Source organism: Phenylobacterium sp. (genome assembly GCF_016793225.1).
Classification (GTDB): Bacteria; Pseudomonadota; Alphaproteobacteria; order Caulobacterales; family Caulobacteraceae; genus Phenylobacterium.
In genome coordinates, this window is record NZ_JAEUMN010000050.1 from 21823 (window position 1) to 38248 (window position 16426).

Below are 16426 nucleotides of genomic sequence, written 5' to 3' on the forward strand. Positions count from 1 at the left end.
AGGCCGGGAGCCCGGCCGGTGGCGAACAGAGCGCGCGCATATACGGGGAGGCCCCGATCAAGTCAACCGGCGCTCCTGACGGCGAATTGATTGGGAGCCGCCCCGACGCACCCTAGATTCAGGCGGATGCGTCGCCCCATCGCCGTCGTTCTCGTCCTCCTCGCCGGGTGCGCCAGCCCGCCCCGGCCCGAGCCCCAGGCTCCGATGGCGCGCGCGGCGCACGACGCCGCGGTCCCGGTGCAGCAATCCTCGGTCGCGCCGCCCACCGCCTCGGGCGACATGATCTTCGACGCCTGGGCCTCCGAGTTCCAGGGCCGCGCCCTGCAGGCCGGGATCGATCCCGCCGTGCTGGCGCGCGAGATGCGGGGCCTGACGCCCGATCCGCGCGTGGCCTCGCTCGACACCCGCCAGCCCGAGTTCTCCAAGCCGCTGAGCGAGTACATCAAGGGGGTCGTGACCGCGGACCGGCAGGCCATCGGCCTGCGCCACCGCGCCTCGCTGCCCGCCTGGGACGCCATCGAGCAGCGCTACGGCGTCCCCCGCGACATCCTGCTGGGCGTCTGGGCCCTGGAGAGCGGCTTCGGCTCGATCCAGGGGAGCTACGACACCCTGCGCTCGCTGGCGACCCTGGCCGCCCAGGGCCGGCGTCGCGCCTGGGCCGAGGGCGAGATGATCGCGGTGCTGAGGATCATCCAGTCCGGCGAGCACCCGCGCGAGCGGCTGCGCGGGTCGTGGGCGGGCGCGATGGGCCAGACCCAGTTCATCCCCACCACCTTCCTGGCCACGGCCGTCGACCAGGACGGCGACGGACGCCGCGACATCTGGGGCTCCAACGCCGACAGCCTCGGATCCGCCGCCAACCTGCTCGCCAAGGCCGGCTGGGTGCGGGGGCAGAGCTGGGCGCGGGAAGTCGTCGCGCCGCCCGGCTTCGACTTCAGCGTCACGGAGGGCCCTCGCCTGACCCCGGCCGAGTGGGCGGCCCAGGGCGTGCGCCGCGCCGACGGCCAGCCCTGGTCGGCGGCGGACGCCGACGCGCAGGCCCAGCTGGTCGCGCCGGCCGGCGCGGCGGGCCCGCTCTTCCTGCTGTTCCCCAACCACTTCGCGCTGCGCCAGTACAACAACAGCGTCGCCTATGCGCTGGGCGTGGGCCTGCTGGCCGACCGGTTCTCCGGGGCGGCGCCGCTCGTGCGCCCGTGGCCGGTCGAGACGCCCCTGCCGCTGATCGACCGGATGACCGCGCAGCGGGCCCTGAACGCGCTCGGCTTCGACGCCGGGCAGGCGGACGGCGTGGTCGGCATGGGCACCCGCAAGGCGCTGCGGGCCTGGCAGAAGGCGCGCGGCCTGACCGCCGACGGCTATCTCTCGCCCGAGATGGTGCGCCGGCTCCGCAGCGAGGCGGACGCGGCCGGGGCGGTCTAGAGGGAGCCGCCCTCGTCGCTCTTCTCCAGGGTCGCCATCGTGGCCGCCTCGCGCGGGACGGGCTTGGGGTCGGCGTTCTTCAGGGCGGTGTTCCGGAAGGCGTAGACCAGGAGCGCGACCAGCAGCAGGGTGTTCAGCACGAAGGGCAGCGGGCCGTAGTGCTGGTAGAGGAACACGAACGCCGGGGCGAGGATCACATTGATGCCGTTGACGGCGGCGATGGCGCCCGCCACCCGGGCCTGCTCGTCGATCCCGACCGCGATGGACGAGCCGGCGGTGAAGCCCGGCCGCGCGAGGCCGAAGCCCAGGCTGGAGATGGCGTAGCCCGCCACCACGCCGTAGTAGCCGGGCGACAGCGCCACGATCAGGTTGCCGAGGGCCGCCACGCCCACGCCCCAGCGCAGCAGCTGGCGCGGCGTCATCTCGAACATCCGGATCAGGCCCCACTGGGCCAGCAGCCCGGCCACGGCGCCGAACATCATGGCGATCGCGATGAAGTACTGGGCCTGCGCGGGGCTCATCTCGAGCTTGTCGAGGATCAGGAAGCCGAGCGTCTGGGCCTGCGCCGTCTGGCACGTCGCGGCGATGAAGCCGTAGATCAGGAACGGCGTGATCCGGGGGTCGCGCCACATGGGCGTGTCCTTGGGCGCGCCGGCGACCACGGGCCGCTTGGGCCGCTGGGCCTCGGGCGGCGGCCGGCTGTCCGGGAGCCAGCGCCAGACCACGAACAGCATGGCGAGCGCGATCAGCGCGAAGGTGTAGAGCGGTCCCGCCAGCCCGATGACCGGGTAGATGAAGAGCGGCGCCAGGAAGGGGCCGATGACCGTGCCGAGGCCGAAGGCGCCCGCGAGGCTGGCCATGGCCTGGGTGCGGTTCTCCACCGGCGTCCGTTCCGCCACATAGGCCTGGGTGGCCGGGTTCGAGGCGGCGCCGAACAGGCCGAACAGCGCCCGCGCCAGCAGGAACATGGCGAAGATGATCATCGGGGGCGCCAGGTGCATCAGGCCCGCGCTGACCACGCCGCCGCAGAGCAGCATCGAGACCGAGAAGCCGGCGAGCCCCAGCAGCATGAGCGGCTTGCGGCCATGGCGGTCGGACGCGCGGGCCCAGTAGGGCGACGACGCCGCCCAGAGCAGCGCCGAGAGCGAGAAGACGCCCGACATCAGGAAGTCGGGGATCCCGGTGGAGCGGCCGATCGCCGGCAGCACCGAGATCAGCCCCACATTGCCCATGGCCGTCGCCGCCGAGACGGCGAAGATGATCGCGAACGACCGGCGGGGCAGGCTGGAGGTCGGGCTGGCCATCGCGATCCGCTTAAGCGGTCGCGGTCGCGCCGCAACCCCTAAACGCGACCCGATCACGAGGCATTAAGCATTAACCGGCATCGTCCCCGCACTTCCGGGGGTCTCGATGTTCCAGATTATCGGTCTCGTGCTGCTCTTTGGCATGGTGTTCGGCAGCTACATCATGGCTGGCGGCAACATGGGCGTGATCCTGCACGCCCTGCCTCACGAGATGATGGCGATCGGCGGCTCCGCGGTCGCGGCGTTCCTGATCTCGAACTCCCTGCCCGTGATCAAGGGCGTCGGCGGCGGCTTCGGCAAGGTGTTCGGCGGCCCCAAGTGGAAGGCCTCGGACTACCGCGACCTGCTGTCGCTGCTCTTCCTGCTCACCAAGACGATGAAGTCCAAGGGCGTCATCGCGCTGGAGAGCCACATCGAGAACCCGCACGAGTCTTCGATCTTCACGCGCTTCCCGAAGATCGGGAAGGACCACTTCGCCATCGACTTCATCTGCGACACGCTGCGGATGATGACCATGAACCTGGAGGATCCCCACCAGGTCGAAGACGCGATGGAGAAGCAGCTCGAGAAGCACCACCACGAGGCGTTGGCGCCCAGCCACGCGCTGCAGAACATGGCCGACGCCCTGCCCGCGCTGGGCATCGTCGCCGCCGTGCTCGGGGTCATCAAGACCATGGGCGCGATCACCGAGCCGCCCGAGGTTCTGGGCGGCATGATCGGCGGCGCCCTCGTCGGCACCTTCCTCGGCGTGTTCCTGGCCTACGGCATGGTCGGCCCGATGGCCGCGCGCATGAAGGACGTGGTCGAGGAGGAGAGCGCCTTCTACAAGATCATCCAGGCCGTCCTGGTGGCCCACCTGCACGGCAACGCCGCCCAGATCTCGGTCGAGATCGGCCGCGGCAACGTGCCCTCGGGCGCCCAGCCCAGCTTCCTCGAGCTGGAAGAGACCCTGTCGAACATCCCGACCGAGGCCTGACGCGCGCAGGCCGCGCGGGGCTTTCGTGCAGTCTCGGTGCAGTTGCGGCCGGCTCTCCGTCAACACTCCCTTCACCTATGGTGGCGCTCGCGCCACAGGCGAAGATTGTCATCACGAACCCGTGACTTAGCGCTTGCTATCACAGGCCTGTGAGCGGTAGTTCTACCGCCGCGTCGGGGGCGGCTTGCAGCTGCACCGTCGCGCCGACACACCGTCTAGAGGACTGGGATTCCCATGAAGAACGTTCTGATCACCGTGGCCGCTGCCGCCGCCGCGCTGTCGCTCGCCGCCTGCCAGAAGAAGGAAGAGGCCCCGGCTGAAGCTCCGGCCGCCGACGCCGCCGCGACCGCTCCGGCCGCCCCGGCCGCCGACGCCGCCGCCGCCGCCGCGACCGACGCCGCTGCCGCTCCGGCCGCCGACGCCGCCGCTGCTCCGGCCGCCGACGCTGCTGCTCCGGCCGCTCCGGCTGCCGAGCCCGAGAAGAAGTAAGCTTCTCGACGCAATTCGCGTTACGGAAGGGCCGCCCCTGGGGCGGCCCTTCTTCGTTTCGGACCTGCCTGAATGCCCGCCGACAGCCCGGTCGACTGGACCGACGACGGCCTCCCCCGCTCCCGCGCCTTCGGCGACGTCTACTTCTCGGCCGAGGACGGCCTCGCCGAGAGCCGCGCGGTGTTCCTGCAGGGCTGCGGCCTTCCCGAGGCCTGGGCCGGGCGGCGGCGCTTCGTGGTGGGCGAGCTGGGCTTCGGCAGCGGGCTGAACATCGCGGCCCTGCTGCAGCTCTGGCGCGAAGCCCGCCCGGCCGGGGGCCAGCTGCACATCTTCTCCGTCGAAGCCCATCCGCTCTCCGCGGACGACGCCGCGCGCGCCCTCGCCCGCTGGCCCGAGCTGGCGCCCGTGGCCGAGCGGCTGGTCGCGTCCTGGCCCGGCCGCGCCCGGGGCCGCCATCGGGTGGAGCTGCCCGAGGTCTCGGCCATCCTGGATCTGGCCGTCATGGACGTGCGCGCCGCCCTGGACGGCTGGGAGGGACGCGCCGACGCGTGGTTCCTCGACGGCTTCGCCCCCGCCGCGAACCCGCAGATGTGGACCGACGAGGTCCTGGGGCTTGTCGCCGTCCGCTCGCAGCCGGGGGCCCGGGCAGCGACCTTCACGGTGGCGGGCCAGGTGCGCCGCGGGCTCACGGCGGCCGGGTTCGAGGTGGCCAAGCGCCCGGGCTTCGGCCGCAAGCGCGAGCGGCTGGAGGCGCGGCTGTCCGGCGGGCCGGCCGAAGCGGCGGCGCCGCCGCGCGTCGCCGTGGTGGGCGCGGGGATCGCGGGCGCGGCCGCCGCGCGGGCGCTTCGCGCCCTGGGCGTCGCCCACACGGTGCTGGAAGCCGACCGGCCGGGCGCCGGCGGGTCGGGCAATCCCGCCGCCCTGGTGATGCCCCGCCTCGACGCGGGGCTCGGCGACGCCGCCCAGCTGTTCGCCCAGGCCTTCGCGCGCGCCGTCCAGCTCTACAAGGCGCTGCCCGACGCGGTGATCTCCCGCGGGGTCCTGCAGCTGGCCGCCGCCCCGCGCGACGCCGACCGCTTCGCCCGGATCGCGGCGTCGGACATCTTCGAGCCGGGCGCGCTCTCGCCTCTGGACGGCGCGGGCGCGTCGGCGCGCCTGGGCGAGGCCGTGGGAGACGCGCTCGACCAGGCGGCCGCCCTCGTCGTCGAGCCCGCGCGCGTGCTGGCCGCCTGGCTGGGCGAGGTCTCCACCGCGCGGGTCGCCGGCCTTGAACGGCGGGACGGGCGCTGGCGTCTGCTCGACGCCGCCGGTTCCGAGATCGCCGCCGCCGACGTGGTCGTCCTCGCGGCGGCGCTGGGGTCGCGCGAGCTGAACCCGCAGGCGCCGCTGCAGCCTGTCCGGGGCCAGGCCAGCATCGCGGAGGGTGAGCCGCCAGTCCCTGCGGCGGCCTGGGGCGGCTATGTGGTCCCCACGCGCGGCGGCGTGCTGTTCGGCGCGACGCACGATCGCGACGACGACCGGGCCGACCTGCGGGCCGGCGACCACCCGCGCAACGTGGCGACGCTGGCGAAGGCCCTGCCCGGCCTCGCGGGCCGTCTCGCCGAGCGGCCGCTGTCGGGCCGCGCGTCGGTCCGCGCCGTGACCCCCGACCGCCTGCCGCTCGCGGGCGCGCTGGGCGACGGGCTGTTCGCCCTCACCGGCTTCGGCTCGCGCGGCTTCTCGCTCGCACCGTTGCTGGCGGAGCATGTGGCGGCGCTCGCGGCGGGCGCGCCGTCCCCGATCGGTCGGGCGGCGGCCGAGCTCGTCGATCCCGGCCGGTTCGCCCGGCGCGCGGCGCGGCGTTCCTAAGCGCCGCCGGCTGGACTATATGTCGGGCGTCGGGGGACGGCCCGAGGATCCGACCATGACGCCAAGACACGCCCTCTCCCTGGCCGCCGCGCTGGCGGCCCTCGCGACCGCCGCGCCCGCGGCCGCTGCGACGCCAGCCGACACGGGCGCAGCCGCGGGCGCGCGCAAGCAGTGCTTCTGGACGCGCCAGATCAACAACTTCGCCAGCGTGGACGACCGCATCGTCAACGTCCGGGTGGGCGTGAAGGACGTCTACCAGTTCGAGATGTTCGGCCGGTGCAGCGAGGTGGACTGGGCGCAGAACATCGCCGTCCGCTCGCGGGGCTCGTCGTACATCTGCTCGGGCCTCGACGCCGAGATCATCACGCCCAGCACCCTGGGAGCCCACCGCTGCCCGGTCAGGACCGTCCGCAAGCTGACCGCGGAGGAGGTGAAGGCGCTGCCCAAGGGCGCCCGGCCCTAGGTCAGGGCCCTGAACGGAAAGGGCGCCGGATCGCTCCGGCGCCCTTCGTGAGGTCTGGCGGGTCGCGCCCTAGAAGCGCTTGCGGAAGCCCACCTCGAAGACCCGGCCCAGCGGATTGCCCTGGGTCAGGTCGTAGTTGTACGGCGAGGGCACGTAGGGCGGGTCCTCGTCGAAGACGTTCTGGACGCTCGCCGTCAGGGTGACGTCCCACGGCGCTTCCCAGCGCACGACCAGGTCGTGCTGCCAGTAGTCGTCCGACTTGCCCACCGGCTTCAGCGTCCGGCCCGCGCACGACGTCGAGGCGCAGGTGGCCGCCGGCGTGGTGGCCGAGGCGTCCGGCACGGTGATGAAGAAGGGCGAGCCGAAGGCCGGCGAGGTGCCCTCGGAGTAGCGGGTCTGCCAGCGCACCGACAGGCCGTCCTTCACATAGGCCAGGAACCCGTTCGCCTTCAGCTCGGGGTACGAGAAGAAGTCGTTCAGGATGTCGCTGAGGCCGGCGCGATCCTCGGCCGGGGCGATGTTGATGGTGCTCGAGTCCTTCAGCGGCACGGCGCCGCGCTTGTACTTGATCAGGTAGGTCGCCTCGACGCCCACGGCCCAGTTGGCGTCGAACCAGCCGTCCCAGTCGTACTGGGCCCGGAACTCCAGGCCCGAGGTCTTGGTGTTGGGACCGTTGATGATGAAGCTCTTGAGCCGCGCCACGTTCGCGGCGCCGCAGACGCCGGCGAAGGTGAAGCGCGCCTGCAGGTCGGCGAAGGCCGCCTGGCCGCAGTTCACGTTGCTGTTGTTCGGGAACATCGTGGCGTAGAGGCGAGAGCCGCTTTCCTCGATGATCTCGTCCTTGAACTTGAAATTGAAGTAGTCGAGCGTCGCCTGGAAGCCGCCGAACTCGACGATGGCGCCGATATTGTAGGTGTCGGCCTTCTCGGGCTTCAGGTCGGGGTTGCCGCAGGACTGGAAGGCGCGATAGGCGCTGCCCAGCACGCGGACCCCGTTGTTGCAGTTGTTGCCCGTCAGGCCCGGCCCGGGCGCGCGGAACGTGGTGCTGGCGCTGCCGCGCAGGGCGAGGAAGTCGGTCGCCTGCCACTTCACCGCGACCTTGGGGTTGGTCGTGGAGCCGATGCCGCCCTGGTAGTCCTCATGGCGGATCGCGAAGTTGACGTTCAGCGCGTCGGTGATCGGCACCTGGAGCTCGCCGAAGACCGCCTTCACGTTCGCGTCGTCGTCGCGATCGACGTTCGAGCCGAAGAACTGCAGCGGGCCGGTGGCGTCGGCGCAGGAGGGCCGATCCGGGCAGGGGTTCTCGGCGGCGTTGAAGAACGGGCCGTACTTCCGGATTTCGCGGCTGTAGCGGTACTGCGCGCCCAGGGCCCAGGCGACGGCGCCGCCGCCCAGGTCGAGGCCCGTCTCGCCGGAGAAGACGGCGTCGACGACCAGGATCTGGTTGGTGAGCACGTTGGTGTAGGTCCCGAACAGCCCGCCCACCACATCGCGGTCGTTGGCCACCGACGAGTTGAAGAAGGGGTTCGGCTGCCCGTTGACCAGGCTGCTCTGGACCCCGTTGGTGAAGGGGTTGAAGAAGAAGCAGCCCAGGGCCGCGTTGCCGGCGCCGGTCGTGAAGTTGGCGGTCTCGGCGGCGGTGCACTGGTCGGCCGCGCCGGCCTTGCTGCCGAAGCCGCGGAGCGCCAGCTGGAGGTTGCGCACCAGGATGTCCCGCGTCGTCGCGGTGTTCTTCTGCTCCATGTACGTCACCGCGGTGTCGTACTTGATCCCCGCCCACAGGTTGCCCTTGAACCCGCCGGAGATGCGGAAGCCCTCGTTGACGATGGACTGGTGGTCCGCGCCGTCCTTGTAGGTGGGGTTGCCGCCGAACGAGAGCGCCCGCCAGCCCAGCTGGACGATATCGACGCCCCGGGCCCCGCCCGGCGCGCCCGGCTGGGCGCCGGTGGTGCTGAAGGCGCCGGCCCGGATGGCCGCGCACTCGGTGGCGGTCAGCGGCGCCCGGCAGTCGTTGATCAGCGCCAGGAAGCCCGGGTTGTTCACCGGCACGTTGAACGGCACCGAGAGGTTCGCGCCCGTCGCCGCGCTGGGCGAGAACGACGTGCCGCCGTCGGCCACGCGCGAGGGGTACTGCGCCGTCAGGTTGGACGGCGAGATCCGCTGCACGGGCGTGTCGTTCTTGGTCCACGCCACTTCGCCGTGGAACGACAGGTTCTCGGAGAAGTCGAAGTTGACCTCGCCGTAGATCTGGTAGTGGTCCTCGCGGTTCACGAGATCGTTGAAGTTGGAGAACTGGAACCGGCACCCGGTCCCGGTGCCCGAGGTCGCCGGGTTCAGCGCGCCCGTCGGCACCGCGAAGGACACGGTGGCGCCCTGGTTGGGCTGGCCGGCGAGCGGGTTCTGGAACGTGACGTTGCGGGTCAGCGTCCCGCCCAGTTCCTCGCAGCCGTTGTCGCGGAAGGCGGTGGCGCCGGCCACGTAGAAGCCGGGGTTGGACGCGCCGGTGAAGCCCGCGGCGCCCGAGGAGCCCGCGAAGTCGAACGGCTTCAGCGCGAAGTCGCGGTCATGGATGTCGAGGCGCGAGCGGTGGCGGTAGCCGGCCGTCAGCAGGACGTTGCCGTTGTCGAACTTCTTCCCCCAGGCGGCGTTGGCGTTGTAGTCGCCGTTGGTGTCGTTGATCAGGGCGTACTCGCCGTCGATCTCAAGCCCGTCCAGGTCCTTTCGGGTGATGAAGTTCACCACGCCGCCGATGGCGTCCGAGCCGTAGGTCGCGGCCGCGCCGTCCTTCAGGATCTCGATGCGGCCGACCGCGGCCGTCGGGATGAAGTTCAGGTTCGCGCCGCCGCCCTGGAAGGCCGCCGCGGGGCTGTCCGCAAGCCGCCGGCCGTTCATCAGGGTCAGCGTGCGCGCCGCGCCGAAGCCCCGCAGGTTGATGGTCGCGGTGCCCGCGCCGCCGTTGTAGCGGTTGGATTCCCCCAGCGACGACTGCGAGGCGGTGATCGTCTTCACCAGCTGGACGATGGTGGGCGAGCCCTGCTTCTCCAGGTCCTCGGTCGAGAGGACGTCGACCGGCAGGGCCGAGTCCTCGGGCGTGCCGGCGATGAATGAGCCGGTGACGACCACCTCCTCGACTTCCGAGGGCGCGGTCGCGGCGGTCTGAGCCGCCGCGGTGTTGAAAAGTCCGAATGAAATGGCGACGGCCAGCATCGAGCCGCCGCAGAAATAACTACGCTTGAGCATAATGTTTCCTCCCCCGCGGACGGCGCCCATCTGATGTGTGGCGTTCCGGCCTTCGGTAGAGGGATGATTGGCGACAATTCGGGAAACCGCCAGCGAATTCCGCAGGGGAAACGTACCGAAATTAGGAAGCCGTCGTCCGGGCCCCGCACGGCGGCCCGCTCAGGCGAGAGGCCCATATCGAGCGTGGCGCGCCGCGCTTAGGAACGAACAGCGCCGCGGAGCGGACCCCGCGGCGCTGTGGATGTCCGGCCGCCCGGGGGCGGCGTGCGCGATGCAGATCAGAACTTCGTCTGCAGGCCGAACTCGAACACGCGGCCCAGCGGGTTCTGGGTCATGTAGTCGTAGTTGTACTGGCTCTTGTAGAACGGCGGCACGTCGTCCAGCACGTTCTTGACCGAGAGCGTCGCCGTCCACCGTTCCCGGTACGTCAGCCGATAGGTGACGTCATGGACCCACCGGTCCTTGCGCTTGAGCCGGCTGCCGGCGACGACGGCGTTCACGTCGTCGGTGCCCGACCAGTAGCGCGTGGTCCAGCGGAGGTTGTGACCGCCGAGGGCGTAGTTCGCGTAGATGTTCCCGCGCAGGCGGGGGTACGAGTAGAAGGCCGACAGGAGTTCGGACTTGCCGACCCGGTTCAGCGCTCCGTCGAACACGACGTTGGTGCCCAGCAGGAGCCCCGCGCCGCGCTTGTAGTCCGTGAGGATGCTGGCGTCGCCGCCGATCGTCAGCCGGCCGTTGAAGATCTCGTCCCAGAAGTACGAGGCGTTGAGATCGATGCCGGTGATGTCGGTGTTCGGCCCGTTGATGACGTTGTTGCGCACCGACAGCAGGTTGTTCGGGTGGCAGGTCGGCACGGTGCGGCCGCCGTACAGGGTGGAGTTGACGGTGTCGGTCCCGAACCGGAAGCGGTCGAACAGGGCGGTGCTGCCGCACTGCCAGCTGGCCGGATTGGCCGACGGGAACATGGACGTATAGATCCGCGCCGCGGTCTCGGTCGTGATCTCGTTCTTGAAGGCGAACTTGAAGAAGTCGATCTGCGCCTGGAAGGCGCCGGTCTCGAAGAGGAACCCGACGTTGAACGTGTCGGCCGTCTCGGGATCGAGGTCCGGATTTCCGAACGTCTGCACCGGGCGATAGAGCGGCGCCCCCGTGATGGGGTTGGTGAACTGGGCCTGGATGAAGCCGAACCCCGGATCCAGGGCCGCGATGGGAGGCGCCCGGAAGGTGGTGCCCGCCGAGCCCCGGACCGCCACCCAGGGCAGGATCTGCCAGCGGATCGACGCGCGGGGATTGGTCGTCGCGCCGACATTGCCGCCGTAGCGCTCATTGCGGATGGCCAGGCTCACGACCACGTCGTCGGTGACGGGGGCCTGCAGCTCGCCGAAGAAGGCGACCACGTGCCGGTCCTCCTGGCTTTCGCGGCCCGAGCCGATGAACGTGAACGGGCCGCCTCCAGGCACCGCGCAGGTCGGCAGACCGTCGCCGTAGGGCTGGCTGTCGACGCAGGGCGTCTTCTCGCCGTCGAAGTTCGAGGACAGGGAGATGCGCCGCTCGTTGAAGCGCCACTGCGCGCCGACAGCCCAGCTGAGCGGCGTGTCGGTCCACAATCTCAGGCCGCCGAAGTCCCCGGTCAGCTGCGCCTGCGCCGTGATCAGCTGCTGGGTCGTGGTGGCCACCGCGTCGTCCTGCAGCCAGGCCCAGAGCGCGGGGTCGATCGCCGGCCCCTGGCGCAGGCCGGTGGCCTGCGCATAGTTCGCGCCGTTGATGCTGGACTGCTGGATCGAGTTGGCGAACGGGTTGAGGTACTGGCAGGCCCCGACGCCGGGCGTTCCCGTGACCGGGTTGCAGTTCGGCCCGCCCAGCCCACGCAGGGCAAGCTGGATACGATTCACGTAGCGGTCCGGGGTCCGGGCGATCTGCTCGGCCCGCATGTAGTTGAGGGTCGTCCGCCACTCCCAGCCGTTTTCCAGTTCGCCGATGAAGCCGCCCACCACGCGGAAGGACGTGATCTGGTTGCTCTGCCGGTCGGCGTCGAAGTCATGGAGCGGGTTGCCGCCCATGGCCACCGGACGCCACTGGGTCAGGTTCATGGCGACCCCGTTCGTCAGCGCCGCCGCGCAGATGGCCGCGGTGATCTGCGGCTGGGTCGCCGTCGGGCACGGGTTGAAGAGGGCCTGGAGGCCCGGATTGCTCGCCGGCACGTAGTAGCGCGACTGGATGGCGCCCGGAGCCGCCGGATAGGGCGACGTTCCGCCCCCCGGCGACGAGCCGCTCGCCTCGATCGGCGTGGGGAACTGGACGGTGGACTGGGACGCCGACACGCGGTCGTGCGGCACGTCCGTACGCGACCAGAGGACTTCCCCATGGAAGCGGAGCCGCTCGCTCAGGTTGAAGTTGGCCTCGCCAAACAGGTGGTAATGGTCCTCATGCGCCACCCGGGTGTCGTGATAGGTGAACGGGTAGAAGCACTGGCCGTTGGGCACGAACGAAAGGCCGCCGAGCTGGGTGCAGCCGGCGTCCGAGAAGGTCGCCGACAGGGTGCCGCCCAGCGGCTGGCCCGGGCGCGCCGGGTCCGGCAGGAAGCCGCCGTTCGGCCCCAGGACCGGCGTTCCCAGGATCGCGTTGTAGCCGCCGGGATTGCTGGCGCCCGAGATCCCGCTGATGTTGACGGTGTCGGGGAAGACAGCGTTGGGCAGCGTCCAGGGCAGGTCGTCGCCGTTGAGCTCGCTGCGATGCCGGTAGGAGGCCGCGAGCAACAGGTTGCCGTTGTCGAACTTCCTGCCCCAGGCGACGGACGCCTCGTAGTCTCCGTTGGATCCGTCGATGAGCGCGTACTTCCCGTTGGCCTCGAAGCCTTCGAGGTCCTTCCGCGTGATGAAGTTCACCACCCCGGCCACAGCGTCCGACCCGTACGTGGCCGCCGCGCCGTCGCGCAGCACCTCGACCTGACCGATCGCGATGGTCGGGACGACGTTGACGTTCACGAACTCCTGGCCCCCGGCGGCGGTGATCGTCGACAGGCGCTCGCCGTTCATGAGCGACAGCGTGCGGGTCAGTCCGAGGCCCCGCAGATTGATGGTCGCGACGCCGGCCGCGGCGCCGCCGAGGAAGCGATTGGACTCGCCGATGTTGCCGCCCGAGACGGACGGGATCGTGCGGACGAGGTCCACGAGGGACGGGCTGCCCTGCTCCTTGAGCGATTGGTTGGTGATCACGTCCACGGGCAACGGGGCGTCTTCCGGGGTCCCCCGGATGAACGAGCCCGTGACCACGACCTCCTCGACCTCGGACGGCGCGTTCGCGGCGGTCTGCGCGGCGGCGGCGCCGAAGAAGCCAAATGAAATCGCGACGGCAAGCATGGAGCCGCCGCAGAGATAGCTGCGCTTGGTCATGTCTTTCCTCCCCCGCGGACGGCCTGCATCTAGCGCGCAGCGTTCTCCGACCCTTGGTATGCGAATGATCGGCGCAATTTCGGGAATGCGCCAGCAGATTCCGCGGAGGAAACGTACCGGACTTCTGAAACCCCCGGCCCGGGTCCGGGCAGGCGTCGCCGTACGCGGCGGACCCGCGCTCCGAACCTGGCGGCGGGCGAAAGAAAAACGCCGCCGGGCGGACCCGGCGGCGCTGAAGATCGGCTCCGGTCGCCCGGAGGTCTGATCAGAACTTCTTGCGGGCCCCGATCTTGAAGGTGCGGCCGTAGGGGTTGCCGATGAAGGGGTCGTAGCCCGCTTCCAGGCGCGCCGCAGACGGATCGCGGTCGAAGATGTTGAACACCGAGGCGGTGACCGTGGTGTCCCAGGGCAGCTGCAGGCGATAGGTCAGGTCGAAGGTGTAGAACTCCTTCACCCGCAGACCCAGCGTCGTCAGCTGGCAGTTGGTGGCCGTGCCGGCCTGGGCGTTCGCCACGTTGCAGTTCGGCGACGAGCCGGTCTGCACCGTGGTCGGGCCGCGGTTGTCCGTGGCGCCGCCGACGTACGTCATGTCCATACGCAGGTTGTGCTGGCCGCGGCTGTACTCGGCGTAGGCCGCGCCGCGGAGCTTCGACACCGTCCCGGGGAAGCGGTCGTAGTTCGTGAACCCGAGGGCGCTGTAGGCCGTGGAGACCAGCACGCCGTTCAGGTTGAACTCGCCGATGTCGTACTTCACCAGGCGGCTGAACGAGGCGCCCAGGGTGACATCGCCGCCCATGACGTCGCGGAGCCGGTAGTCGACGTTGCCGTCGATGCCGGTGACCTTGATGCGCGGGCCGTTCACGGTGTCGGAGCGGACGCGCTGGATGTCGTTGCCGACGGTGACGCCCTGCGTGCAGGTGTTGTTGTTGTTGAAGGTGATCAGGCCGCGGAGGGCGCTGCCGCAGTTCACGAACTGCGTGCCGTTCCCGACGCCGCCCACGGCGGTGGCCACGATCTGGGCCGGAACCGTGGTGATCTGGTCTTCGACGTTGAAGTGCCAGTAGTCGAGGATCACCCGCAGGCCCTGGACCTCGAAGATGCCGCCCACGTTGTAGGTGAACGCCTTTTCGGGGCCGATGGCCGGGTTGCCGGTGAAGTCGACCGACTTGAAGTTGTTGCCGGCCGCCTGGATGCCCGAGAGACCGGTCACGGCGTTGTTCGAGCGGTTGCCCGGGGTCGGGCCGCGGAAGGTGGTGCCGATCGAGCCGCGCAGCGCGAACTGCTCGGCGATCTGCCACTTCAGGGCCAGCTTCGGGTTGGTGGTCGAGCCGGTCAGGCCGCCGTAGTCCTCGTAGCGGATGGCCGCCTGCGCGTTGATCGTGTCGGTGATCGGCAGGTTGGTTTCCGCGAAGAACGCGTAGACCGAGTCATCCAGCTGCTGCGGCGTGCCCTGGCCCAGGAAGATGTACGGGCCGGTGGGGAACGCGCAGTTCGTGGCGCCGATCACCGGGCACGGCGCGACGCGCGAGTCCTGGAACGGGCTGCGGAGCGACGACTGGAAGTCGGACGCGCGGTACTGCGCGCCGGCGGCCCAGCCGATGTTCCCGCCCGGAAGCGCGATGCCCAGTTCGCCGTTCAGCACGAAGTCGACGACGAAGAGGTCCTGGCGCTGCTGGGTCTGCGAGTTCAGCTCGAAGATCCAGCCGACGAGCTCGGGGCTGTTGGCGTTGGCCGACACGAAGCCCGGGTTGGTCAGGCCCAGCGCCGGGTTGCCCGCGTAGGCGTTCGAGAACGGGTTGAAGTACTGGCACCCGTTGGCGCCGGCCACCGCGCCCGTGCAGTTCGGGCCGCCGAAGCCGTTCAGCGCCCGCTGCAGGCGGTCGATGAAGATGTCGGGCGTCGACTGGCGGTTCTGGGTGCGCGAGAAGCTCACGCCCAGGTCGTAGCCGATGCCGGCGAAGGGCAGTTCGCCCGTCAGGCCGCCCGACACGCGGTAGACGTTGTAGTTGCGGTAGCCGACCTGGCCGCCGTCGCCGAAGATCGGGTTGCCGCCCGAACCCAGAGGACGGAACAGCGTGAGCGACACGCGGCTGGTGGCCGCGATCGCGGCCGCCGACAGGCCCGCCTGCTGCAGCGCCGTGCGGGCGCCGGGGTTGGTGATCGGCGTCGAGAACACGCCGACCGAACCCGGACCGTTCGGACCCTGGATCGGCGGGAAGCCGGGCGAGAACCGCATGTGCGGGATGTCGGTCTTGGCCCAGTAGGCGTCGAGGTGGAACTTGGTCTTGTCGTCCAGGTCGACGTTCACCTGGCCGTAGATGTGGTAGCGGTCCTCATCCTCGATCAGGTTGTCGAACGGGATGTAGGTGAAGTAGCAGGCCGGGGTCGTGCCGGTGAAACCGGCGAAGCCGCCGACGGAGGCGCAGTTCGGGTCGCGCGTCACGCCCGCGGTCGGCGCGCCGGTGGCGCTGAGCGGCAGGAACGACGGCGGCTGGCCCAGAACCGAGTAGCCGGACGGGTTGTCCAGGTAGGGCAGGTACGACCAGTCGCGGTCGGTGGTCTTCAGCTCCGAGCGGTGCTGGTAGCCGGCCGACACCATGATGTCGGCGTTGTCGAAGGTCTTCCCGTAGATGGCGTTGGCCGTGTAGTCGCCGCCCGAGCCGTCGACGAGACGGTAGTCGCCGCTGACTTCCAGGCCGTCGAACTTGTTGCGGGTGATGAAGTTCACCACGCCGGCGATGGCGTCCGAGCCGTAGGTCGCCGCGGCGCCGTCCTTCAGCACTTCCACCCGGCCGATGGCCGAGACGGGGAGCAGGTTGGTGTCGACGCCGCCGCTGCCGGCGCCGGCCGAGGCCACCACGCGGCGGCCGTTCACCAGCACCAGGGTGCGGAGGCTGCCGAGGCTGCGGAGGTTGATAGTGCCCGCGCCGACCTGGCCCTGGGCCGCGGTAGAGAACTGGTTGGTGTCGCCGAGCACCGGGCCGGAGACCGGCAGGCTCTTGATGAGCTCGATCGTGTTGGGCGAGCCCCGCTTCTGGAGTTCTTCCGCGCCGATCACCTCGACGGGAAGGGCCGCGTCTTCGGGGGTGCCCCGAATGAACGAACCGGTGACGACCACCTCCTGCACTTCGGACGTGGTGCTGGCCTGATCGGTCTGGGCCGCGGCGGGCGCGACGACGCCGAGGGCGGCGACGACGGCCACAACCGAGCCGCCGCAGAACTGACTGCGCTTGTTCATCTTGATCTTTCCTTCCCCTCCTGCGGCGTGACGTTCCGCGTCTTGGGCGCGGATCCG

9 protein-coding genes are annotated in these 16426 nt (G+C 70.4%); 5 read left to right on the forward strand and 4 right to left on the reverse strand.

Annotation, left to right across the window (positions count from 1 at the left end; all coding sequences use genetic code 11):
• The first annotated feature begins 126 nt into the window (after positions 1 to 126).
• Positions 127 to 1419, forward strand: a complete 1293-nt coding sequence (locus tag JNK30_RS05615) for a lytic murein transglycosylase (RefSeq protein WP_293480982.1) — start codon at positions 127 to 129, stop codon at positions 1417 to 1419.
• Here JNK30_RS05615 and JNK30_RS05620 read toward each other — a convergent pair.
• Complete coding sequence (locus JNK30_RS05620) at positions 1416 to 2723, reverse strand: MFS transporter (protein ID WP_293480984.1); 1308 nt, start codon at positions 2721 to 2723, stop codon at positions 1416 to 1418. The two genes, JNK30_RS05615 and JNK30_RS05620, sit on opposite strands and share 4 nt — an antisense overlap.
• 106 nt (positions 2724 to 2829) lie before the next feature.
• On the opposite strand from JNK30_RS05620, the gene motA reads away from it, so the two are divergent.
• The 4 genes from motA (at position 2830) to JNK30_RS05640 (ending at position 6499) form a co-directional block, all read left to right on the forward strand.
• Complete coding sequence (motA, locus tag JNK30_RS05625) at positions 2830 to 3699, forward strand: flagellar motor stator protein MotA (protein WP_293480985.1); 870 nt, start codon at positions 2830 to 2832, stop codon at positions 3697 to 3699.
• A 234-nt stretch (positions 3700 to 3933) separates the two neighbouring features.
• Entirely contained in the window at positions 3934 to 4188 is a 255-nt protein-coding gene (locus JNK30_RS05630; protein ID WP_293480987.1) for a hypothetical protein, read from the forward strand.
• 72 nt (positions 4189 to 4260) lie between these two features.
• Entirely contained in the window at positions 4261 to 6036 is a 1776-nt protein-coding gene (mnmD, locus tag JNK30_RS05635) for a tRNA (5-methylaminomethyl-2-thiouridine)(34)-methyltransferase MnmD (RefSeq protein WP_293480989.1), read from the forward strand.
• Positions 6037 to 6091: 55 nt separating this feature from the next.
• Positions 6092 to 6499, forward strand: coding sequence for a DUF6491 family protein (locus JNK30_RS05640; protein ID WP_293480991.1), 408 nt, complete (start codon positions 6092 to 6094; stop codon positions 6497 to 6499).
• Between the two features lie 69 nt (positions 6500 to 6568).
• On the opposite strand, the gene JNK30_RS05645 is transcribed toward JNK30_RS05640, so the two are convergent.
• The 3 genes from JNK30_RS05645 to JNK30_RS05655 form a co-directional block, all read right to left on the reverse strand.
• Positions 6569 to 9739 (reverse strand): TonB-dependent receptor, encoded by a 3171-nt coding sequence (locus JNK30_RS05645; protein ID WP_293480992.1) that lies wholly within the window; start codon positions 9737 to 9739, stop codon positions 6569 to 6571.
• A 278-nt stretch (positions 9740 to 10017) separates the two neighbouring features.
• Positions 10018 to 13131 (reverse strand): TonB-dependent siderophore receptor, encoded by a 3114-nt coding sequence (locus tag JNK30_RS05650; protein ID WP_293480993.1) that lies wholly within the window; start codon positions 13129 to 13131, stop codon positions 10018 to 10020.
• 265 nt (positions 13132 to 13396) lie between these two features.
• Positions 13397 to 16369 (reverse strand): TonB-dependent receptor, encoded by a 2973-nt coding sequence (locus JNK30_RS05655; protein ID WP_293480994.1) that lies wholly within the window; start codon positions 16367 to 16369, stop codon positions 13397 to 13399.
• Between the last annotated feature and the right edge of the window lie 57 nt (positions 16370 to 16426).